This window comes from Telluria sp. ZB4P37, assembly GCF_059685855.1.
The window spans coordinates 190,385-212,596 of sequence record NZ_JCASID010000002.1 but is presented as its reverse complement, the minus strand read 5'-3'; the positions used below and the strand labels follow the sequence as shown (position 1 = coordinate 212,596).

The window sequence follows — 22,212 nt, the reverse complement described above, 5'->3', positions numbered from 1 at the left end:
AACATATGACGAACAATCACCTCATCATCGGCCTGGGCGGTTCCGGCGGCAAGATCATCCGCCATATCCGCAAGACCGTTGAGCGCAACAAGGAAGCCCAGGAAAATTCGGCCGCTCGCTTCGGTTACCTGTACATCGACACTTCGCACGACGAGCTGGACAAGAAGGATGAATGGAAGGTACTCGGCAAGGAAGTCGACCTGAATCGCAGCGAGTACCTGATCAACACGGCAAGCAACGTGCGCCCGGTGCTGGACGACCCGGATTCGTTCCCGGGGCTGAAGCAATGGATCGAACCGCGCGGAATCTTCGATTTCGTCAAGGCCAGCACCGCCGGCGCCGCACAGCGTCGCAAGCTTGGCCGGGTGGTCTTTGCCCAGAATGCTGCCAGCTTCGTCAAGGCGCTGGAAGGGCGCATGCGCGAACTGGAGGCCGGTCCTGGCAAGATGGGCGCCGTCATTCACCTGGTGTGCGGCCTGGCGGGTGGCACCGGTAGCGGTTCGGTGGTCGATGCCGTGGCCCAGATTCGGCACAAGTTCCCTGAGCATGAAAAATACCGCATCCTGATATACGCGCTCCTGCCCGAAAAAAATTCAAAGCGCGTCAAGGATGTGGCCGGTTTCTCGAACTATTACGCCAATGGCTACGCCGCGCTGGCCGAACTCAACGCGCTGGCGGTCGGCCAGTACAAGCCAACCAATCTGCTCGATGGCAGCCGCCTTGAGCATGACGTGTACTTCAATGGCTGCTACTTAATCAATAACATCAATGAGAATGGCATCCAGTTCGACATCGAATCGGAAGTGCCGAAGATCGTCGCCGACTTCATTTACCAGAAAACCCTGAACGCCGAATGGGAAGGCCTGGGGCGTGCCGAAAAAGGCGAGAACGACATCAAGAATTTCGAGAGCGACGAGGATATCGGGAAGGCGCGCGCCAAGCTGTTCATGTCGTTCGGCATCAAGCGCGTCGTCGTGCCGGAACAGGAAATCAAGGAGTACCTCGCCTACGGTTTTGCTGAGCAGGCCGCGCGCCAGCTGATGTTCAATAACTTCCGCCAAGGCGAAGGCTATGCCGACGAGGCCGTCGAAAAGGACTGGGGTGTCGAAGCCCGCAAACCCGAGACCGCACAGTCGCTGTTGCTCACCGACGCACACCTGATGCTGGAAGCCGGCATCTTGGAGGACGACGCCAGGAACCCGGCCTGGAAGCTGGTGCCCGAATACTGGAAGCAGATCGTCAACCGCCTCGTCCCTGAAATCAAGGCAGACACCGGCATCGAGCAGACAACCTGGATCGACGTGCTTAACACCCGGCTGGCCAAGGTCTTCGACGATACGTATCGCATGCTCGGCGGTGTCCGCAAGTTCTATGAGGTCAAGGGCAATGCACGGGTCGAGATGGCACGCCATGTCGGTCGCCAGGTAGAGAAGGAATTCTTCAGCCGCTGGAAGTCGGGCAGCGCTTCCCTGCTGCAACTGCGCCAGTTAACCGATGCCCTGCTGGCTGTGCTGGACGAGCGTCACGGGGTCTACCAGGACAAGATCGCCAAGATGCCGGTAGCACTGCAGGATCTCCAGCAGCGCTCCAAGGAGCTGACGATCCGCTTCAACGACGTCGGCTTCTTTGGCAAGCACTTGACCGACAAGCGCAGCGGCCTGTTTTCGGACATCGCCACCGTGCACCAGGATCTCTATATCGCGCGCACCAACCTGGAAGGCCTCAAGTTCGCCGCGCAGCTGCTTCCCTTCGTCAAGGAGCAGCTCACTGCCATGCGTGGCCGCATCGACGAACTGCACCAGAATCTGGCAGAGGCGACCAAGCAGTTCGGCAAGGAGCGCGATGCGCGACTCGGGGCGCAGGATGCTGCTTACCAGAAGCGGGTGTTCGACCAGAACGCGATCGGGGCCATCATGAAAGCGGTGGTCGTCGACGAGGCCAGCCAGGCCGTGCGGACGCAGCGTGTTCGCCAGTCAATCATCGACCTGGGTGGCACCGAGGTGGATTCGTTCGACCAGTTGCTACAGAGCCTCTCGCTGGGCAGCATCATTAGCCGCCTGTCGCAAGAGTCGGCGCAGATCGTCGAGCTGGCACATGCCGAAATCTCCGCTACATTGCAGCCCGTGCTCCACGTGAACATCGTCGAGCGGCTGCAGAAGAAATACGATGCCAATCCGAATGGCCTGCGTGCCTTCGTCAAGGAGTTGTACGACGAAGCCGGCACCATGCTTACCTTTAACAAGACCGAGGTGGACCGCACGGTCGCGAACAACCTTGGCGGCTCGCAGGGCGCCATGCAGACCGTCGGCGTGTTCGTCCCAGAGTGCACCAACCAGAACGAGTTCTGTTCCGGCCTGGCGCGCCTGTTCGCCGACGAGAAGCACCCGACCTCGGATACCCAGGTGGCAGTGGGCAGCCTGCCGAACCAGATCGTGATCATGAAGATCACCTCGCTGATGCCGGCGCGTTTCATTGAGTCGCTGGCCGAACTGAAAAAACATTACGACGGGCTGCTGAAGGATCACAACGAATCCTACCTGTTGCACGGCGAAGGCGATGGTCGCAAGCTGCCGCCCCTGTATGCCAAGTCGGCTGCGGAGATCGCAGTTCAGGGGCGGCGCAAGCCTACGCTGCTGGCGGCGCGCCTGCTCGGCATGATCAAAGAGCGCCAGAACAAGGTGACGGGGCTGCCGGAATGGGTGTTCGTCTACCTGGTCGACGGCATGCCGACCTCTAGGGTGCTCAACGGCCGCAACTGGGACGACGTGATCGGCGCGGACCATCCGCCGGAGCTTCAAGGCGCCATCGAGCGCGAGGTGGCCAAGCGGATCGATGCCGATTACAAGCACATCGACAAGAAGAACGAATTGCTGTCGGCGTACCGCGAGCTGGCGATGGCGTGCTTCCAGCAAGCTGGCGAGGATGATCAGGATCCTGCCTACCAGCAGCTGCACAAGATGCAGGCGCCGCTGAAGGCGATTATTGGCATTCCCGCAGTACAGGGCTGACACAGTTGCGCCGCACTGACGGCGCAGTCATCGACGACGATACATTTAAGAGGTTAAAGAATGGCGAAGTATAAATGCCCGACCCTGGGCGATTGCGACAAGGCGAATTCAGGCGAAGTGTTCGAACGTTCCCCCGGTGAAGACCTTAATTGCCCCGGTTGTGCAACCCAGCTCGAGCCGCAGATCACGGCGGCGGCAACTTCCGGCAGCAAAAAAGTGCTGCCGGTTGCCCTTGGCGTAGCGGCGTTGGCGCTGCTCGCTGGCGGCGGGTATTTCTATGCAAAGCGCGAGCCGGTAGCGGCGGTCGCGCTGGCCGAGCCAGCGACCGTATCGGTGGCCGCCCCGGTCGTAGCCGGCCAGGGAACAACGGGTATTGCGCCGTCCGACGAGGAAACCCGGGCGTTGCGCAAACAGGGTGAGTCCCAGCTTGCCGGGGGCGACCCGCAAAGTGCGGCAAGCGCCAGCAGCCGTGCAGCAGTGAACGAGCTACTCAAGCTGGCTATTGCGAACATGGCGCAAGGTAAGCTGGTGGAAGCTGAAAAAGACTTGGCGCAGGCGCGGGAGCGTGGACCGAAGGAGTCCTTGGTGTATTACAACACAGCTGTCCTGCGCCTCAAACAGGGCCGCACTGACGATGCTTTCAAGGAATTCGAGGCAAGCTTCATGGCAGGGTTCAGCCACTTCGACAAGCTCAAGGAGGACCGGGATCTGGATGCGCTGCGCACGACGCCGCGCTTCGTCGCACTGGTGAAACAATACGACACAAGGGCTAACTGACATGAAGTCTTGCCCATTTGCGCGCAAGGCCTTGCTGGCCGTGTTCGGACTGGCGCTGGCGGCTTGCGCTAGGGAGGATGGCAGCAGAATCTTGGGCAAATGGCGCGCCGAGCGTTTGGAAGTGATGAGCCTCAGGCTGCCGGTCGGTCCTGAGCTCGACATTAGACGCAACGTTTTGGCGATGGGAAATGACGTAAGTATTCCGATCGAGGGCATTACGCAGGAAGGCGACGAAGTCACGCTGGACACGGATGCACTCATCGGGATGACATTCTATTTTGTCGAGGTTGACCGGATGTATCTGGACTTGCCAGTTTTTGGACGGATTTACTATCGCCGCGTGAACGACCCCGCGGTCGCCGCGCCGGTGACGGCGCATGGAGATGATATCGGACGAGCTACAGCGGCGTCCGGTACGGCGCGAGCGTCCATTGCGCCGACGGCGGCGCCCGCCGTAGCACCGGCGCATGCACAGGACTATGCGCAGGCGGTGATCCTGGTGCGGCAGGGGGACCACGACAGCGCATTACGTGCACTGCACGACGCATTCAAGCTTGGTTTTCGCGACACTGAGTTATTAGATGCGACACCGGAATTCGCCGTCCTGAGAACAGACGTCCGCTTCCAGGCCTTGCTGGCGCGATACGCCGGGCGATAGACGCTGCCAGAACAACAAGGTTCGTTCCTGGATCATGCGGCGTCACCTGCTCCGGGTTAAGCTCATTACCCCCCCCTGCACCAGCCTTTGCAAAGCATCCGGATCTAGAATGATCAAGCGGTGCGCATCCTTCTGCACCACCCCCTGCTGCACCAGCGTAAGCAGCGCGCGCGTTACCGTTTCGCGGCTGGTGTTGATCATGTTCGCGATATCCTGGTGGGTCGGCAGGTTCTCCACCACGCGGCTGCCGTCCGGCCCCGGGGTGTGCTGCATCAGCGCGATATAGGTGAAGATGCGGCGCGTCGTGTTGTTAATGCTGAGCAGGGCGCGGAATTCGGAATCGCGCTGGATCTTCTGCGCCAGGTGGCCCAGCATCTTGCGCGCCACCGAAGGCGAATGCGAGAACAGGTGCAGCGCGACCGTGGCCGGCAGGAAGGCCACCAGCACTTCGGTGGTCGCCACCACCGAGGCCGAGCGGGTCGAATCGTTGATCAGGGCGATTTCGCCGAAGAAGTCGCCGGCCGACAGCATGCGCAGGCCGACCGAGCGGCCGTCTTCCGTCACGTCGACCACTTGCAGGTGGCCCGACAGCAGGAACAGCAGGCCGTCGCCGCTGCCGCCCTTGTGCAGCACCACCGAACGCTTGGGGTAATGGCGGAAGCGCAACTCGCCGCGGACCTGGAGGATTTCCTCGTCCGTCAGTTCGGACAGCAGCGGAATCTTGCGCAGGTGGATCTGGACCTGGCGTTCCTGAACCTCCTGCGGTGCAGGCGGTTCAGGCTGGTCACGGCGCTGGGGAAGCTTGGCGGAAGAACTCATCGATGGGTCAGGTTTCGTCAAAAATGCCCGATGGCGAAGGCGGGAAGGGCAATAAAGGCGATACCGGCCGCGTTGGCGGCCAGGTCGCGCCAGCAAAAACGCCGGTCGGGCACCAGGCCTTGCAGGCATTCGACCAGCCAGCCGCCGACCAGCAGGCCGGCCAGCCACCAGGCGGTCTCGACGCGTCCCTGGGCAACCCGCAGGGCCAGCACGGTGAGCAGGGCAAAGGCGGCGAAATGCAGCAACTTGTCGTTGGGCAGTGGGGGCAACCAGCGGTTGGGCACCAGGCAGCCGGCGCCGAGCCCGGCCGCGGCGCAGGCAAACACGATCACATCTGGGGCCATCGGCAACGCTTCCCTTTCATTGAAACCAGCGATGGCAAGGCTGGAATCAAGGGTATTGCCATTGCCAGCTCAGCTGTAGCTGACGGTTATTGTACTGAAAGATGCTGATGTTTTCCCGGTTGCGGACCATGCGTGCCTCCAGCGCAACAGTCTGGTTCTTGGCAAGCTGGTAGGTCAGGGCCGCGCGCAGCACCTGGGTGCGCTGGGCGCGCACCTGGCCGATCAGCAGCTCGGGCGAGTAGGGTGAAGCGCTGTCCCATTGCTGGCGGGTCCAGGCCAGCTCGCCGCTGGTGTCCCAGCCGAGCGGCCGGCGCATCGACAGCGTCAGGTAATTGCCATGGCGGTTGCCGCCCGGGCGGTCGCTGCGCGCGCGGTCGCTCAGCAGGCCGAAGGTGGCACTGGTGGCAAGCGTGCCGGCCTGGTGGGTCAGCAGCGCGCGCGCCTCCAGCACGTCGGAGTCGAAGGTACGCAGGGTCAGGTATTCGGTATGGGTGGCGCTGCCGGTAAGGTAGAGCTGGGTATTGGAGGGCAGCGGGAGCGGCGGGGCCACCCGGACTTGCGCCTGGGCCTGCTTCTGGTAGAGCCGGCCGCCCATGGTCGTCACGCCCAGCGAGCCGGTGGTGCGCACGGTCCAGGCGCCGAAGCGCCATGGCGATTCGATGCCGCCATACAGCGCGCCGGTGTCGTAGGCGCGCATGCTGTCGTAGCGGCGCTGCTGGAATTGCAGGAAACCGAGGCTGCCGTTGCTGCCGAGCGCGCGCACGTAGTCGGCGCCCAGCACGGTGTAGCCGTCGCGCTTGGGCAGGAAGTCTTCCAGTAGCGGCAGTTCAACGTCGCCGTTCGGGCCGGTGACGATGAAGGTCGAATTGCTGGCGCCCTGGTTGACGTTGTCGTCGATGCCGCGCCCAAAAGTGATGCCGGCCGAGCTCGCCGGGGCCATTGGCTTGCAGCCGCTGTCGCGCGCTTCGCCGATCAGCTCTAAGATCTCGCGCGTCGGCGAAAACCGGGTCTCGATGGTGGCGAACAGGCGTTCGGCTTCCTCCGCATTGCCCAGGCTGCACTGGATCAGCGCCAGGTCGATCAGCGCACCGGCGTGCTGGGGCGCCTGCTCGATCAGGCGCGCCAGGGTTTGCGAGGCGTCGGTCTTGCGGCCTTCGGCCAGCGACTGCAGCGCGTTCTGGTAGAGCGCGTCCTGGTGCGCACCGGCGGCGTTATCGGGTGGCGTGTCGGTGCCGATGTCCTGGGCCGGCGCGAATGCCGGCGCCCAGGCCAGCAAGCCGGCAAAAAGATGAACGAAGACCCGGCGCATCATGCGAGCGGCCCTGATTCGGCAGCGGCTGCCGCCTGGGGCGTGGCCGGATGGTTCATGCTGGAGTCGAAGGTATACAAAGGCGTTGGTTTTTCTTTACCGCGCAGCAGGCGCTCGCCCAGGGCGAGGAAACGGTGCCGGCGCGCACGTTCGACGGCGCCGGGGCCGATAATGACGTTGTGGGGGAAATCGCGGGCGACCTGCTCGAGCCGGGCCGCCGTGTTGACGCTGTCGCCAACCGCAGTATAGATGCTTCTGAAGCTGGTGCCAAAGTCGCCGGCCATCGCGATCCCGCTTTCGATGCCGATCCGCACACGCAGCGGCTTGAAACCGGCGCGTTCGCGCTGGCGGCTCAGGGCGGCTACCCGGCGCGTGATGGCCTGGGCGGCATCCAGCGCCAGGTCGGCGTGCTGCTCCATCGGCAGCGGCGCGCCCCAGAAGGCCATCATGCCGTCGCCGGTGTACTTGTCGAGTGTGCCCTGGTGGTCGATCACCGGACCGGTCAGGCAGTCGAGGAAGTCGCGCGTGAGTTGCGCCGCCTCGGACACCGGCAGGGTTTCCACCTGGCCGGTATAGCCTTCCATGTCCGCCACCAGGGTGGTCACGTCGCGCTGGCGTGGGCGCAGCGGGTCTTCTTCTTCGCTGCGCAGCAATTCCTCGACCACGGCCGGGGCCACGTACTGGCGCAGCGTCTGCAGTAGGTGGCGCGAGCGGCCCTGGCTGACTTGCCACTGGTAGGGCACCGCCACCGCCAGCAGGAACAGATTGGTGGCCAGCGGCCCCACCGGCGCGAAATCCGGGTCGTGGCTACTGACGATATAGGCCAGCGCCAGCCACAAGCTTGATCCGGCCGCGAGCAGCCCGACGCTGCTGGCTGCCGACAGGCGCGGGAACAGCAGCATGCAGGCCACGACCGAGACCAGCGCGTACAGGCAGGCGATCAGGCGCCCGGGCCAGGGCGCAGGCAGCTTGCCTTCCTGACGGTCGAGCAGGGCGGAGAGGATGGTGGCCTGCACGCCCAGGCCCGGGCGGCTGGCCGCCAGCGGAGTTTCCACCCGGTCGGCCATGCCCAGCGAGGAGGAGCCGACGATCACCAGACGCTTGGCCGCACTGGAGGGAACGATGCGTTGGGCCAGGATGTCGGCCGCGCTCACCACGGTATAGGCCGACCAGTCGCGCCGGTAGGGCACGCGCATCAGGCCGGTGTCCTCGAGTCCTAATGGTCCCTTGCCCGCGCAGCAGTTCACCAGGGCCAGCGCCAGCGCCGGATAGTGGCGTCCTTCGAATTGGGTGATGAGCGGCACGCGGCGCAGTGCGCCGTCCAGGTCCGGAATGAAACCGATGGCGCCGATCTGGGGTGCTTCTGCCAGGGCAGGGTAGTTGCCGACATAGCCGCTGGCCGGAATGCCGCTCTTATATAGTGTGGTGGCGCCGCCCAGGTGCCCGTCGCGCAGCTGCTGCGGCCGGGTGCCGGCCATGTCGAAGTCGAAGGCCTGGGCCGGCACCACCGGGCCATGCCGGGCCAGCAGGGCCAGGCGCATGTCCCCTGGCGTGCCGCTGCTTGATGGCAGCACGATGTCGAGGGCGACGCCGCGCGCACTGTATTCGGTCAGGAGGATTTCCACCAGGTGGGCCAGGCGCTCGCGTCCCCAGGGCCAAGGGCCGAGTTCGGTCAGCGAGGCTTCGTCGATGTCGACCACCAGGATGCGCGGCTCGGGCGCGCTGCCGGCCTGCATGCGCAGGAAAACGTCGCGCAGGCGCTCGTTGGGCAAAAACAACAAATCAGCGTTCGTGCGCGCGGCGTTTGCCGTGCCGTTGCTCGGCAACGACAGTTGCGCCAGGTTTCCGTACTGCGACCACAGGGTCACCAGGAAGGCCAGCGTAGCAATGACCCAGCGTCCGCGGGGTCGGGCTTGTGATCTCGGTTCAGCCACGCGCAGCAGTGTACAGGCGTACTTTCAGTTAAACGAATAGGGCAGTATAACGCGCGTAGTTGCTGCTGTGCATCGGTTCGCTAGAAGATTACGAAATGTAATACTTGAGTGGCGAGCCCGTCCTTTCCGATAAAATGTGACAGACATCACAGAACCGCCTGCCGCCCGCACGGTACATTGAAGGAAAAGGGGAATCATCTTGCAAAAACTACTACTTACTGCGCTGCTTGTCTGCGCGGCGCATGCTGCCCATGCGGCCGATGCGGGCAAGATCATCTTCGTTGCCGGCAATGCCAAGGCGGGCGACACGTCGGCGCGCGAAGGCGCGCCGGTTGCCGAAGGCCAGATGCTCAGCACTGGCGCCGATGGCTTCATCTACGTGAAGACGGTCGACAACGGCCTGTTCATCCTGCGCCCGAACACCAGGGCGCGGATCGTCACCTACCACATCGACCAGAAAAACCCGGCCAATACCCGCATCAAGCTCGAGCTGCTCAGCGGTGTCGCGCGCAGCAAGTCGGGCGAGGCGGTGAAACTGGCGCGCCAGAACTTCCGTTTCAATACCCCGGTGGCGGCGATCGGCGTGCGCGGCACCGATTTTACCGTCTTCACCAATGACGACACCTCGCGCGTGGCCGTGATTTCCGGCGGCGTGGTGGTCAGCGGCTTCAGTGGCGGCTGCCGTCCGGATGGCGCCGGCCCCTGTGAAGGCGAAGCCAGCCGCGAGCTGAGCGCCGCCCAGCGCGGCCAGCTGGTGCAGGTCCAGCGCGGCCAGACTGCCCAGGTCTTGCAGAGCAGCCCCTTGTCGCCGGACCAGGTCTCGCCGCCGCGCGGAGACGAGCCGCTGGCCAAGAGTGGCGGGGCGGCATCGACCCAAGCCAATGTCGGCGTGGAAGCCAAGAAAAACGCCGGCCTGAACCAGGTCATCGAAAAGCTGGTGACTACCGCGCCTGTCCCGGTGCCTGTCCCTATGCCAATCCCTGAACCGACCCCGCCAGTGGTCACCATGCCACCACCGGTGATCGACGTGCCGGCCCTGCCCGAGCGGGTTGCCGTTTGGGGCCGTTGGCAGCCGCTGCTGGGAAGCTATGCGAGTATCGATTTGGCCGAAGAGCGTAAAAAGAATGAATTATTGGCACTGTCCGGCTATTTCGCACTGTTCCGCTCGCCGGGAAAAGATTATGTAGCGCCTAATAACGGGACGGTCGGTTTCGGATTGCGTGGCAGTGAAGCAGTTGTGACAACGGAATATGGCTTCGGGAATACCGTTGCCGCGCCTGCGACCTTATCCAACGGCAGCCTGACAGTTGATTTTGGCAAGCGGAGCTTTGCTACCGGGATGGATGTCACGACCGCGACCGATGTCGTGCGCGTCAGTGCCGACGGTTCAGTGAGGGATGACGGCCGTCTCTTCAGCAATGCGGCGGAAGGGCGTCATGGGATCCTGAATGTGCAGGGTCTGTTGACGAACGAGCGCGGCGGATCTGCTGCCTATATCTTCGATGGGCGGTTGGATGACAAGCGCACGGTGAACGGCGCCACAACCTGGCGCTGAGTAGTTCGATCTCTTAAATATAAAAACCCCGGTGATGCCGGGGTTTTTCATTTAATGATCATTTGTTTAATAAGCTGGCTTATAAAACAATTAGTCTGCTTATGCATACGCTGTAACAAAATGTAAGCCAAAAGTTATTGCCTCGGCGGATAATTTTTGCCAAGGATTTAACAAAATCTATTCATCACGCGTAATGCTCGCCAGATTTGTATAAATTTTGTCGATTTCGAGAAAACTTTGCGGAATTTGTGATGGCCATCACATATCGAGCGCCACGGCATCTGTCATGATTCGGCTCGTTGGGCTTACAGGTGTGCATCAGCACTCTTGCAATAACTGATTCAACTTGAATCGAACTTTCTTTTTGGAGCACTACATGGCAATCGTCACCACCCACGTCGAAGCAGTTCAGAAACTGTACGTCGCTTACTTCAACCGTCCAGCTGACTACGCTGGCCTGGAATACTGGACCAACGTCGTCGCAGCCCAGAAGGGTTCGACCACTGCCGTGTCGGCTGCTTTCGCTGCTGAAGCTGAATACAAGACCGCCTACGCTGGCATGACCAACGCACAGGTCGTCAACCAGGTGTACCTGAACCTGTTCGGCCGCGCTGCTGAAACCGCTGGCCAGACCTACTGGGCAGACCTGCTGACCTCGGGCAAGATCACCATCGACAAAGTCGTTGCTGAAATCGCCAAGGGCGCGCAAACCACCGACGCAGAAGCCTACGAAAACAAGGTTTCGGGCGCAACCGCCTTCACCGCACAACTGGACACCAAGGCTGAGCAAGACGGCTACCGCGGCGCCGCTGCGAACACCGCTGCCAAGGCATTCATCACCAGCATCACCACCGATGCTTCGCTGACCGTTGCTGTTGCTCCTGCAGCCCTGGCTACCACCGTCGGCAACGTCGTTGCTGCTGGCACCCCATTCACCGTCGTCGGCGCCCTGCAAGCTCTGGATGTCGCTTCGGATGCTAAAGTTGCTTTCCTGGTCACCGCTGACGGCGACGGCAAAGCTACCACCAGCACCACCGACGCAGCACTGGATCAAGCTGTCATCGATAGCGACAACGCAATCGAAGCCCTGCTGCCAGTCGGCGTTCGTCCTACCTACGACGCTGGTTCGGTTGCCGTGAAAGCCGCACTGGTCGCTGACCAGGTCGCCGCTAACGCCAAGGCCCTGGCCGACGCGCAAGCCGCTGTCACGACCGCCAACGCCAACGTCGCTAAAGTCGCTGGTCTGCAAGCCGCCATCAGCACCGCTGCTGCTGCCAAGACTGCAGAAGCCAACGCCACCAAGGCACAGGGCGTTGCTGCCGCTGACCTGGCTGCCAAGCTGGCCTTCTACAACGCCAGCAACACTACTCAGGTGACCGTTGCTGTAGATGGTACCGTGACCATCCCTGGCGTTGCTGAGCAGCCAGGTCCTCCTGTTGTTCCTGCTGTTCCAGCCAAGCCGCTGATCATCGTCAGCACCACCACCGGCGCGCTGACCCTGGCATCGGGCGTGACCGAGACCACCAACCCAGGCATTACCGCGCTGCTGGCCTCGTCGACTGCATTCGAAGCTGCTGAAGTCAGCGCAACCAAAGCAGCTGCTGCAGCCATCGCTACGCAGAACACCGTCGACTACATCGACACCAGCACTGCTGAAAAGAACGAGCTGGAAGCCATCCGCGTCAAGATGGTCGATGTGACCGTTGCTGCTGGCACCATCCCTTCGGAAGCCCAGATCGCTGAGCAACTGGCTATCTTCAAGGCCAAGGATGCAACCGCTGCTAATCCTAACCAGTATGAAGAGTACAAGGCCCTGGTTGACGCCTTCTACGACCAGACCGCAGCAGAAAACACCCTGACCAAGGCACTGGCCGATGCTGAAGTGGTTGCCAAGAACGCCGCTACCGCCATCGACACCTTCACCAAGGCACAAGCTGCCCTGGTGAAAGCTGAAGCCCTGGTCGCCCAAAGCGATGCACTGGACGCAAGCGTTGCTGCCGCAACCAAGGTCTTCACCGACCGTGGCTACGTCATCAACAACATCGATGCAGTGAATGAATTCGGCTCGTCGAAGTCGGACATCTTCATCGCCAACACCGCTGCCAACGCAGCTGATGCCACCATCGACCTGTTCAACCTGCAGGGCAGCGATTCGCTGTTCATCGGTTCGGAGTTCACCCTGGTCAAGGGCGCCCTGTCGACCGGTAACGACGCAGTGCTGGAAGCCTTCGTGACCTCGGTTGGCGGCAATGCTGTCATCACCCTGGAAACCTCGAAGTTCGGTTCGAACGTCGCTGGTACCGCTGAAGTTGTCGTCATCACCCTGGTCGGTGTCGACGCAACCACCATCCAGCTGAACAACGGCATCATCACTTCGGTCGTTCCGACCGTCTAAGTAAGCTGCCTGGGCAACCAGGCTGATTACTGAAGAACAAAACCCCGCTTTCGCAAGAAGGTGGGGTTTTTACATTCCGACGCGGTTTCGCCACAAATCAGTTGCTACTGCAACAATTAAATGTGACGTGCATCACAAAATCTGCGCATTTTCGGTCATAATATGCGACGATACAATTTCCCGTAAGAAGTACTCCAAGAAGTAATAACTGCGCTTTGACAGCGCCACGCATATACACATGACGAAATTCCTGGATCCACAAACTGAAATCGGACGTGCCCTGTTGTCGTTCAAGCGCACGTTCTGGACGATCGGTGTCTTCAGCGCCATCATCAACCTGATGATGCTGGTGCCGTCGCTGTACATGCTCCAGGTCTACGACCGGGTGCTGGCGAGCCGCAACGAGATCACGCTCCTGATGCTGACCTTGCTGATGCTGGGGGCCTACCTGTTCATGGGCGGCCTGGAGCTGATCCGTTCCTTCGTGCTGGTGCGCGTCGGCGCGCGCTTCGACATGATGCTCAACAAGCGCGTGTATACCGCTTCGTTCGAGCAGAACCTGAAGCAGGCCGGCGGCAATGCAGGCCAGACCCTGAATGACCTGACCAACCTGCGCCAATTTCTGACCGGGAACGCCTTGTTCGCCTTCTTCGATGCGCCCTGGTTCCCGATCTACCTGTTCGTCATCTTCATGTTCCAGCCCTCGCTCGGCCTGTTCGCCCTGTGCGGCACCATTGTGCTGGTGATCCTGGCCTATGTGAATGAACGCGTCACCAAGAACCCGCTTTCCGAAGCCAACACCATGGCGATTTCGGCAAGCACCCTGGCGACCAACAACCTGCGTAATGCCGAAGTAATCGAGTCGATGGGCATGCTCCCCAATCTGATGGGCCGCTGGTTCAAGCTGCACGGCAAGTTCCTGAACCTGCAGGCCGATGCCAGCCAGAAGGCCGGCACCATCGGCGCCGCCACCAAATTCGTCCAGACTGCGTTGCAATCGCTGGTGCTCGGCTTCGGCGCCTTGCTGGTCCTGGAAAACAAGATCACCCCCGGCATGATGATTGCCGCCTCGATCCTGGTCGGCCGCACGCTGGCCCCGGTGCAGCAGGTGATCGGCGTCTGGAAGAGCTGGTCAAGCACCCGTAGCGCATTCGATCGCCTGACCAAGCTGCTGGAAGTCAACCCGCCACGCGCGGCCGGCATGGCGCTGCCGGCGCCACAGGGCAAGCTGGTGCTGGAAGGAGTCACGGCCGCGCCGCCTGGCATGCGCAATCCCGTCGTCCGTAACGTTTCCTTCGGCATCGTGCCGGGCGACGTGTTGGGCGTGATCGGCCCCAGCGGCTCGGGCAAGTCGACCCTGGCGCGCCTGCTGGTCGGTGTCTGGCCTGCGATGATGGGCAAGGTGCGCCTCGATGGCGCCGACATCTACAGCTGGAACAAGGCCGAGCTGGGCCCGTTCATGGGCTACTTGCCCCAGGATATCGAACTGTTCAGTGGCACCGTGAGCGAGAACATCGCCCGCTTCGGCGACGTCGACTCCGAGAAGGTCGTGCAGGCTGCCAAGCGTGCAGGCGTGCACGATATGATCCTGCACTTCCCGGAAGGCTATGATACTCGCCTTGGCGACGGCGGCGCCGGGCTCTCGGGCGGCCAGAAGCAGCGTCTCGGCCTGGCCCGCGCGATGTACGGCGACCCTTCGCTGATCGTGCTGGACGAACCGAATTCGAACCTGGACGAAGCCGGCGAGGCGGCACTGACTTCCGCCGTCAACGACCTGCGCCAGCGCGGCAAGACAATCGTCCTGATTACCCACCGCCCGAGTGCGATCGGCATCACCACCAAGCTGCTCTTGATGCGCGAAGGTTCGGTCCACATGTTCGGCCCGACGCAACAGGTGCTGGCTGCACTGCAGGAAGCCAATGCCAAGGCGCTGCAGGCAGCGCAGATACAGGCGGCGCAGGCCGCACAGGCAGCCGCCGCGGGCAAGCCCCAGCCAGATAACGCCCCGGAAGCGCAGTCCGAGGTTACTAGCGGAGAAACCAAATAATGAAGTTGTTGAAGAATGAAACGACGGACGTCGTCACCCACGACGCGACGCCGCTGGAAGTCAACACCGATGCCCGTGCTTACAGCCGGCTGGGCTGGATGATCGTTTTGTTCGGCGTCGGCGGCTTCCTGCTGTGGGCGCTGCTGGCGCCGTTGGACAAGGGCGTGCCGCTGAGCGGCACCGTGGCCAAGCAATCGAACCGTCAGGCAGTGCAGCACCAGACGGGTGGCACCGTGCAGGAACTTCTGGTGCGCAATGGCGATGTGGTGAAAGCAGGCCAGGTGCTGGTGCGCATGAACTCGGTCATGGCCCAGTCGGGCGTCCAGGCGACCGAGAGCCAGTACCTGACGGCGCTGGCTGCCGAGGCGCGCCTGTCCGCAGAACGCGACGGCCGCAAGCAGATCAGCTTCCCGCCTGAGCTGGAAAAGCGGCGCAACGAGCCGCTTGTGGCCGACGTGATCAGCCTGCAGAACTCGCTGCTGTCCTCGCGCCAGGCATCGCTGCAAAGCGAACTGGGCGCGCTGGACGAAAGCATCGCCGGCCTGAAGCTGCAGATTCAGGGCCTGCAGGAATCGCGCAACAGCAAGAAGGAGCAGGTTAATTTCCTGAAGGAGCAACTGGGCGGCATGCGCGACCTGGCCAAGGAAGGCTATGTCGCCCGTAACCGCCTGCTCGAACTGGAGCGCACCTACGCGCAGTTGGGCGGGGCGATTTCTGAGGATATCGGCAACATCGGGCGTTCGCAGCGCCAGGTGACGGAGCTGACCCTGCGCAAAATGCAGCGTATGCAGGACTACCAGAAGGAAGTGCGCACCCAGCTCTCCGACGTGCAACGCGAGGCCCAGGGCCAGGGCGCGCGCCTGCAGGCGCAGAACTTCGAGCTGTCGAATGTCGAAGTCAAGTCGCCTGCAGACGGCACGGTGGTCAACCTGGCGGTGTTTACCAATGGTGGCGTGGTTGCGCCCGGCTTCAAGATGATGGATGTCGTGCCGACCAATGACGCGCTGGTGGTCGAAGGCCAGCTGCCGACCAACCTGGTCGACAAGGTGCATGCGGGCCTGAAGGTCGAGCTGATGTTCTCGGCTTTCAATACCAACCGGACCCCGCACATCGAAGGTGAAGTCGTGAGCGTGGCAGCCGACCGCAACGTCGAGGAACGCACCGGCATGCCTTACTACGTCGTGCACGTGAAGGTGACCCCGGCCGGCGCCAGGAAAATTGCCGAGCACAAGATGGACATCCGCTCCGGCATGCCGGTGGAGCTGTTCGTCAAGACCGGTGAGCGCACCATGATGAATTACCTGCTCAAGCCGCTGATGGACCGTGCCCAGTCGTCGATGAGCGAGGACTGATATGCACCCAACCATGACACTTCGCAAAGGCAAGGCGTGCGTGCACGCCGCCGTACTGGGAATGTTGCTGGCAGCTGCCGGCGGCGCCGGTGCGGTGACGCTGCAGCAGGCCTATGACGCTGCCATCAAGCACGACCCGGTGTTCCGTATGCGCTTCTACGAGAACGAGTCGGGCAAGGAAAACCGCATCCTCGGCCGCGCCCAGTTGCTGCCCCAGGTCGGGGCGAACTACAACTACGGCAAGAACGTGGCGGATCAGGAGTATCTGCGCCTGGGCGTGATCCCGACCACAGACCACCCGCGCTATACCAGCCGCTCGGCCGTGGTCCAGCTGCGCCAGCCGCTGTTCAACATGGAAGCGATTGCACGCTACCGTCAGGGCAAGGTGCAAAGCGCGCAAAGCGAAGAAGCCTACGAGGCCGGCATCGACGAGGTGTCGGTGCGCGTGGTCAGTGCTTACCTGGACGTGCTGTTCGCCCAGGACCAGCTGGCGTTGGCGCGGATCCAGCGCGACGCCAACCTGGAAAGCCAAAAGGTCAACCAGCGCATGTTCGAAAAAGGCGAGGGCACCAAGACCGACATGCTGGAAACCCAGGCCCGGCTCGACCTGGCTGAAGCGCAATTGATCGAATCGCAAGACAATCTGGTGGCGGTGCGCAATACGTTGGAAGGCGTGATCGGCATGGATCCGGGCGAGCTGGACCAGCTGGGCGGCAATTTCCGCCCTCCCGAGCTCAACCCGTCCTCGTTCGAAGAATGGCGCAAGCTGGCGCTGGCGCGCAACAACAACCTGGCCGCGGCCCGCCTGGCGGCCGAGAATGCACGCCTGGACATCAGCCGCAACCGGGCCGGACATTATCCGCGTGTCGACTTCGTCGGCGTGTATAGCAGGAGCGACAGCGAAACCATCACCAACCTGAACCAGCAGAACACCAACCGCCAGCTTGGCCTGCAGGTCAATATCCCGATCTACCAGGGCGGGGCCATCAATGCGTCCACGCGCCAGGCTGCGGCAGGGTATGGACGCGCGCAGGCCGAGCTGGAAGCACGCACCAATGAAGTCATGGTCGAGTTGCGAAAAGCCCACAGCCTGGTAGCCAGTAGTGCTCGCAAGATTGATGCGCTGATCAAAGCGGTCGATTCCGGAAAGCTCTTAATGACTGCAACCGAGCAATCTATCAAGGGCGGTGTCCGCATCAACCTCGACCTGCTCAATGCCCAGCAACAGCTGTTCACCAGCCAGCGCGACCTGGCCCAGGCACGCTATTCCTATCTCGTAGGGCTGATGCGCCTGCGCGCCGCCGCCGGCACGCTGCAGTCGGATTCGGTACGCGAGATCGCCGCCTACTTCCGTTAAGCCGGAGCAAGCATCGAGCGCTCGATGCTTGCTTTGCGTCATCGTCGTCCAAGTTGCTTTATCTTTCAGGAAATATCGCCTAAAAGCAAGTAACTGCGCACTGTTCAGTAATCTGCGCCGCGGATCGGCGTCCTGTTGTACGATCGATTTTCCAACCACATGGAGGTCGATATGGCAGACGCTAACACCACCGCGGTACAGAAACTCTATATTTCCTACTTCAGCCGGCCGGCTGATGCCGCGGGCCTCACATACTGGACAGGCGCCCTGTCCGCCAACCCGAACGCCCTGCAGGAAATGTCACGCCAGTTCTCGATTTCGCAGGAATACCGTACTACCTACGCCAACCTGGATAACCGTGCCAAGGTGGTCGAGGTGTACGACAACCTGTTCAGCCGCGCGGCGGAAACCGCCGGGGTCGATTACTGGGTCAACCTGCTCAACAACAACCAGATCACCATCGACAATATGGTGACCCAGATTGCCGCCGGCGCCCAGGGCAACGACCGGGTAGCATTCAATGGCAAGGTAGCGGCAGCCGATGTGTTTACTGCACGCCTTGACCTGCCGGCCGAAAAGACCGCGTACTCAGGCGCGGCGGCGAACCAGATCGCGGTGGACTGGATTGCCACCATCAAGGATCTGATGACGGGCGCAATGGCCCAGGACATCGGGGTGGTGGATGGCGTGATCGCGAGGATCGTAGGGAGCGGGCCGTCGGGTATCGATGACTCAGGTTTCTTTGTCTGAGAACATGCGCGGACCTGGCGTCCGCGCGCACTGAAATATTATTTCAAACGCAGCGTCGCGTTGAAAGAAAATTTCAGAGTTGGTGTGCCGGATCTGCGCTGCCGGCTTCGTTCGCGGAACGAAGCGCCGGCGCGCAGTGCGGGCACGATTCGCCGTAGACATAGTCCGGCGACAATTGCTGCCGCGGCGTTACGACCGCGCGGCAGGCAAAGCACTGCACGGTTTCGGTCGGCTCGAGCTTCGGGTTGAGGGCGGTACGGTAGTCGAATACGAAACAGTCGCCGGTATAGTGCTCGCCGCCGACTTCCTCGAAATACTTCAGGATGCCGCCGTCGAGCTGGAACACGCGCTCGTAGCCGATTTCCTTCATGTGGATCGCCGCTTTTTCGCAGCGGATGCCGCCGGTGCAGAAGGTCACGACCGTCTTCCCGGCCAGCTCGTCCTTGTGTTTCGCCGCCACTTCCGGAAATTCGGTGAACTTGTCGATGCGGTAGTCAAGCGTGTTGTTGAAGGTGCCGACGTCGACTTCGAAGGCATTGCGCGTTTCCATCATGACCACCGGCACGCCGTCGTCGTCATGGCCCCGGTCGAGCCAGCGCTTGAGCGTCTTTGGTTCGACCGATGGCGCGCGGCCGAGTTCCGGCTTGATGAGCGGCATGCGCATGGTGATGATTTCCTTCTTGATCTTTACCAGCATGCGCTTGTGCGACTGCTCGCTGGACAAGCTCTCTTTCCATTCCAGGTCCGCCAGGCGCGCGTCGCTGCGCACCCAGGCCAGGTACTGGTCGATGTGCTCGCGCGACCCCGACAGGAACATGTTGATGCCTTCCGGCGTCAGCAGGACAGTGCCCTTCAGCCCGAGCTCGTTGCACAGCGCCTGGTATTGCGGGCGCAGGTCGTCGAGGTTCTCGAGGGTGATGAATTTGTAGGCGGCGATATTGACGAATTGGGCTGCGGAGGACATGGCAGGAGGGCTGATAAAGACAGGCCGATATTATAAGCCAGCCGCGGCCTTTCGCGGCGATTCCCCCGGGGAAGCTGCCGGAATTGGCATTACAATACGTGGTTCTGTACAACAGGGCGGCCGCGCCCGGCCAGGGACCACATGCACTCGCTGAACATCCAGTACAACCCGCGCATCGACCAGCTGCGCTGGCTTGCCGCCACCCTGGTCTTCCTATTCCACTTCCACCTCGAATACCGCGGCTTAGGCAGCGCCGGGCTCACCGGTCCGTGGTGGGCAATGATCACCGAAGGGCATACCGGCGTCGGCCTGTTCTTCACCCTGTCGGGCTTCCTGTTCATGCAGATCGCGCTGCACCAGGGGCAGATCGTCTACCGCGACTTCCTGCGCAACCGCCTGCTGCGCATCCTGCCGCTCTACCTCGTGATCTTCCTTCTGGCCACGTCGATCGGCCGCGACAAGTTCGCGCCGCAAGACCTGCTCTACCTGTTCGCCTCGAACCTGGGCCTGGCGCCCACCTCCGGCACCGTGATCACCGGCGCGGCCTGGACCATTTCGCTGGAGTTCCTGTTCTATATGGTGTTTCCGTTCCTGGCGCGCTTCACGATGGAGCGCGGCATGGTCTATCTCGGCGGCTGGCTGGTGCTGCTGGCCTTCTTCAAGGTGGCCGCCTACACGGTCAATCCCAACAGCACGCTAATGTATTTCTCCACCTGGGTCGGCCGCTTCGACCAGTTCCTGATCGGCATGGCGGCCGCCATGCTCTACGCGCGCTGGCGTGCGCCGCTGGCGCGCTTCGCTCCGGTGCTGCTGGTGGCCGCCATCGCCCTGGTCATGTGGGACACTGCCTGGATGCACCGCGTCGCGCCGTTTGGCGCCACGCCGAAGTCCGTGTTCTGGGTGTTCTGGTCGATGCTGGAAAGCGCCGGCTGGGCTGCGCTGATCCTGGCCTGGGTCTCGTTCGGACCGCGCCTGCCGGGCGTGATCGAGCGCGCACTCAGCCAGGGCGGCAAGATCAGCTTCTCGTTCTACCTGTTGCACATGGCCCTGCTGCACATCGCGGCCACCCGCATCGGCCTGGTCAGCCCGACCGGCACGCCCTGGGTCGACGCCGCCATCATGGTCGCGGCGGCCTACGGCGCCACCTGGGCGCTGTCGACCCTGTGCTACCACATCATTGAGGAACCCTTCCTGCGCATGCGGCGCAGCTACGGGGCCGCGCGCGAGACAGCCGCACTGGCGAAGGCAGCCAGCTGAGATATGATATCCCGCGCGAGATAAGGTTTCAAAAATTTAACATTCGTTGTTAAATGAATTTACATTCTGTCTTCGTTGAATTAATGCTGCGTTGAAAGTTGCGGTAAATTAAAATTCGCCCTTTGCTCTTTTGATAAAAAAGAGCTTTGCGAATTTTACGGCTCTTGACGGGGCAGGGCGAAACCTCCCAGCTGCGCCCGAACACCCGCTATACGGTCACCCTCCAGCAGGGCCTGCGGGCGGCATCGGGCGCTACGCTCGACGCGCCCGTGTCGTGGTCGTTCACGACCACTGCCGACTGCTCGATCGGCACGCTGCAAAACGGCGTGTGCGTGGCCCCGCCGACCAGCTGTCAGTCGGGCCAGGTATTGAGCAACGGCGCCTGCGTGCCATCGGGCTCGGTCACGAATCCACCGCCGACGCCGAACCCGACGCCGTCGCCGCCGTACACCGGCCCGGCGCCGACCGGCTGTCCTTATCCGCTGACCGTGGTGGGCAATGTCTGCACCAAGGGCAGCACGCCGGCGAACTACCTGAATATCGTCGCCACCAGCCCGGCCTACGGCACCGTCCTGCGCAGCGCCCCGGCCTTCGGCGCCGGCGTGGCCCGCACCGTGTCGATCACCTTCGACAAGGACGTCAATCCGGCCACCGTGGGCTCGACCGCTTTCGTCGTGAGGAACGAGTCGATGGGACGGCAGTTCCAGGGCACGATCGCGGTAGCGGGACGCACCGTGAGCTTCACCACGACCTCGACCGCCGGGTTCCCGCCGGACAGCTACACCATCACGCTGAACAGCCAGATCAAGGATACCGGCGGGCGTTCGCTGCCGGTGCCCTCGCTGACCGTGTATTTCCATGTGGCCGGCGACCTGACTGTCTATCCGCAACCGGGCATCGTCGATGTCCCGCCTGAATCGCCGGTCTCGGTCGTGTTCAGGGAAGGTGTCGCGGTGGATCCGAATTCGATCAACGCGAACACGCTGAAAGTGGTCAACCTGAACAACAACGCCCAGGTGACGGGCAGGTTCGAGATCCGTTCCGACCAGGTTCGCTTCCGTCCCGACATGCTGGCCTCCTACACCTGGTACGAGGTGACCTTGACCACGGGCGTGCGTTCGGCCAGCGGCACGCCGCTGTCGAGCGAATTCAAATGGAGTTTCCGCACCTCGTCGGCCCCGTTCGTGCCGTATCCGGACCCGACGCCGTCCCCCAACCCGACCCCGACCCCAACGCCAACGCCGACACCCACCCCGACGCCGACTCCGCCGCCACCGTCGGGCGGTGTGCCCGACAAGGACGGCTGCTATACGCCGCAGCGCAATCCGTCCTGCCTGGCGAGTTCGGCGAAAATGGAAGGCAGCAAGTACATTGTCACGTACACCAACAACTGTATTGCCCACGTGTTCGCACGGTTCTGTAACAAGCGGCAGAATGGCGCCAACGATTGCGGCGCCGCCGGCATCGACAAGGGCCAGTCGACGACCTGGTGGACGATCAACGGGTCGAACGGGACCTTCGCGTTCACCGGCTCGTCCATCCCGAACAAGGACTATGTCTGCTCGGGCAGGGATCCGGCCATGACGAAGTACAAGCAGGACTATCCGGAAGGCTGATTTGGTAGGGCGGGCGGGAAACTCGCCCGCCCTACGATGCAGAAATGCAACTTCAGCCGTCGCCCGGCCG

The 22,212-nt window shown here is 62.2% G+C and carries 16 protein-coding genes; 11 read left to right on the top strand and 5 right to left on the bottom strand.

The genetic code is table 11. The features are described 5' to 3' along the window. The first annotated feature begins 5 nt into the window (after positions 1–5). The 3 genes from AC56K1_RS05320 to AC56K1_RS05310 are packed head-to-tail and all read left to right on the top strand — an operon-like array spanning position 6 to position 4,443. Entirely contained in the window at positions 6–3,008 is a 3,003-nt protein-coding gene (locus AC56K1_RS05320) for a tubulin-like doman-containing protein (protein WP_497156808.1), read from the top strand. Between the two features lie 60 nt (positions 3,009–3,068). Continuing rightward, positions 3,069–3,785: a TPR end-of-group domain-containing protein gene (locus AC56K1_RS05315; RefSeq protein WP_497156807.1), complete on the top strand. Its 717-nt coding sequence runs from the start codon at positions 3,069–3,071 to the stop codon at positions 3,783–3,785. Position 3,786: 1 nt separating this feature from the next. Next, positions 3,787–4,443, top strand: coding sequence for a TPR end-of-group domain-containing protein (locus tag AC56K1_RS05310; RefSeq protein ID WP_497156806.1), 657 nt, complete (start codon positions 3,787–3,789; stop codon positions 4,441–4,443). Between the two features lie 42 nt (positions 4,444–4,485). Here the strand turns inward: AC56K1_RS05310 and AC56K1_RS05305 are convergent, their stop codons facing one another. The 4 genes from AC56K1_RS05305 to AC56K1_RS05290 are packed head-to-tail and all read right to left on the bottom strand — an operon-like array spanning position 4,486 to position 8,849. Next, on the bottom strand, positions 4,486–5,262 hold the full coding sequence (locus AC56K1_RS05305) for a Crp/Fnr family transcriptional regulator (protein WP_497156805.1): 777 nt from the start codon (positions 5,260–5,262) through the stop codon (positions 4,486–4,488). Positions 5,263–5,279: 17 nt separating this feature from the next. Continuing rightward, a complete protein-coding gene (locus AC56K1_RS05300; protein ID WP_497156804.1) occupies positions 5,280–5,606 on the bottom strand; it encodes a VanZ family protein in 327 nt (108 codons plus the stop codon). 46 nt (positions 5,607–5,652) lie between these two features. Continuing rightward, positions 5,653–6,918 carry a tetratricopeptide repeat protein gene (locus tag AC56K1_RS05295; protein WP_497156803.1) on the bottom strand — a complete coding sequence of 422 codons (1,266 nt, stop codon included), beginning with the start codon at positions 6,916–6,918 and terminating at the stop codon, positions 5,653–5,655. Continuing rightward, positions 6,915–8,849 carry a CHASE2 domain-containing protein gene (locus AC56K1_RS05290; protein ID WP_497156802.1) on the bottom strand — a complete coding sequence of 645 codons (1,935 nt, stop codon included), beginning with the start codon at positions 8,847–8,849 and terminating at the stop codon, positions 6,915–6,917. Before AC56K1_RS05290 ends, AC56K1_RS05295 begins: the two co-directional genes overlap by 4 nt. 199 nt (positions 8,850–9,048) lie before the next feature. Between AC56K1_RS05290 and AC56K1_RS05285 the strand changes: the two genes are divergently transcribed. From AC56K1_RS05285 to AC56K1_RS05260, 6 genes are all read left to right on the top strand, one after another. Continuing rightward, complete coding sequence (locus tag AC56K1_RS05285; protein ID WP_497156801.1) at positions 9,049–10,404, top strand: FecR family protein; 1,356 nt, start codon at positions 9,049–9,051, stop codon at positions 10,402–10,404. Between the two features lie 376 nt (positions 10,405–10,780). Next, positions 10,781–12,799 carry a DUF4214 domain-containing protein gene (locus AC56K1_RS05280; RefSeq protein WP_497156800.1) on the top strand — a complete coding sequence of 673 codons (2,019 nt, stop codon included), beginning with the start codon at positions 10,781–10,783 and terminating at the stop codon, positions 12,797–12,799. Between the two features lie 238 nt (positions 12,800–13,037). Beyond that, positions 13,038–14,846, top strand: a complete 1,809-nt coding sequence (locus AC56K1_RS05275) for a type I secretion system permease/ATPase (protein WP_497156799.1) — start codon at positions 13,038–13,040, stop codon at positions 14,844–14,846. Further along, on the top strand, positions 14,846–16,198 hold the full coding sequence (locus AC56K1_RS05270; RefSeq protein ID WP_497156798.1) for an HlyD family type I secretion periplasmic adaptor subunit: 1,353 nt from the start codon (positions 14,846–14,848) through the stop codon (positions 16,196–16,198). Before AC56K1_RS05275 ends, AC56K1_RS05270 begins: the two co-directional genes overlap by 1 nt. 13 nt (positions 16,199–16,211) lie before the next feature. Beyond that, complete coding sequence (locus AC56K1_RS05265) at positions 16,212–17,555, top strand: TolC family outer membrane protein (protein ID WP_497156797.1); 1,344 nt, start codon at positions 16,212–16,214, stop codon at positions 17,553–17,555. Positions 17,556–17,726: 171 nt separating this feature from the next. Beyond that, positions 17,727–18,305, top strand: a complete 579-nt coding sequence (locus tag AC56K1_RS05260) for a DUF4214 domain-containing protein (RefSeq protein ID WP_497156796.1) — start codon at positions 17,727–17,729, stop codon at positions 18,303–18,305. Between the two features lie 73 nt (positions 18,306–18,378). Here the strand turns inward: AC56K1_RS05260 and AC56K1_RS05255 are convergent, their stop codons facing one another. Continuing rightward, positions 18,379–19,269, bottom strand: a complete 891-nt coding sequence (locus AC56K1_RS05255; protein ID WP_497156795.1) for a sulfurtransferase — start codon at positions 19,267–19,269, stop codon at positions 18,379–18,381. 141 nt (positions 19,270–19,410) lie between these two features. On the opposite strand from AC56K1_RS05255, the gene AC56K1_RS05250 reads away from it, so the two are divergent. Together AC56K1_RS05250 and AC56K1_RS05245 are read left to right on the top strand one after the other, a co-directional pair. Further along, positions 19,411–20,526, top strand: a complete 1,116-nt coding sequence (locus AC56K1_RS05250; protein WP_497156794.1) for an acyltransferase family protein — start codon at positions 19,411–19,413, stop codon at positions 20,524–20,526. A 146-nt stretch (positions 20,527–20,672) separates the two neighbouring features. Continuing rightward, a complete protein-coding gene (locus AC56K1_RS05245) occupies positions 20,673–22,142 on the top strand; it encodes an Ig-like domain-containing domain (protein ID WP_497156793.1) in 1,470 nt (489 codons plus the stop codon). Positions 22,143–22,212 lie beyond the last annotated feature (70 nt).